A 1,060-nucleotide genomic window follows, 5' to 3' on the forward strand; every position below is an offset into this window, starting at 1 on the left:
TGTACTGACCTCGACCGTTGTTGATTCGGTCGATGGGGGTTTTGCCTCCGATGCCGAGGTGGGTTCTGTCTAGGTTGTAGTGGTCGAGCCAGGTTGGCAAGGCTGCTGCGCGTTCCGTGTTGGATGCCCATGGCCTCGAGTACGCCCACTCCGAAGCGAAGGTCCGGTTGAGCCGCTCGACCTTCCCGTTGGTCCATGGGCAGTGCGGGCGGATGAACTTCTGCGTGATGCCGTGCACGGTCGACACAGCACGAAACTCTGCCGATCTTCGATAGGCGAAGGCGTTGTCGGTGATAACGCGCTGAACGCGGACGCCGACGCGGGCGTAGAACGCGATCGCTCGTTCCAGGAAGGCGGCGCACGTCGCGCCGCGTTCGTCTGGGTGGATCTCGAGGTACGCGAGCCTCGAGTGGTCATCGATCGCGGCGTGCACGTAGTCGTATCCGATGCCGCGGCCGCGGACCTGTTCGCTGCGGCCGTGGGCACGCCATCCGCCACCATCGGGGATCCGTCCGAGTTTCTTCACGTCCACGTGGACCAGGGACCCCGGTTCGGCATGCTCGTACCGGTTCGTTGAGCGACGGGTCGCCCGGATCACCCGTCCGGTCACCGGGTCCAACTCCCGCAGCAGCGGGGTCTGGTGCCGGGTCAACACCCGGCCGACCGTGGACGCCTGCATGCCCAGCCGGCCGGCGATGAACACCGGGCCGCGGCGGGTCAACGCACGCATGATCCGCACCCGTGTCTCTACGCACGCATGCGTTCGCTGCGGATGCGAACGAGCCACGCTGGACCGGTCGGCCAGACCGATCCGGCCGTGTTCCTGGAACCGACGCCACCATCGCCATGCCGTGGTCCGTGAGACACCCATCTCTGCCGCGACATGCGCGACCGGACGCCCCGACTGGATGCGCTGGATCATGATCAACCTGCCGGCCGGAGTCAGCCGGGCATTAGCGTGAGACAAGAGAGACCTCCGTGCGTTCGAGCTGAAGAACTAGACAGCTCCAACTCGACCCCGGAGGTCTCTCCTACGTCAACAACGATCCGGGTCAGTACA

The 1,060-nt window shown here is 65.4% G+C and carries 1 protein-coding gene; it reads right to left on the reverse strand.

Annotated features, from left to right (window positions below):
* Nucleotides 1-967: IS481 family transposase (locus GQQ95_RS19260; RefSeq protein WP_157429225.1), on the reverse strand; the 967-nt coding region annotated here is incomplete at its 3' end.
* Nucleotides 968-1,060: the final 93 nt, after the last annotated feature.

The organism is Agromyces salentinus, assembly GCF_009749395.1.
Classification (GTDB): Bacteria; Actinomycetota; Actinomycetes; order Actinomycetales; family Microbacteriaceae; genus Agromyces; species Agromyces salentinus.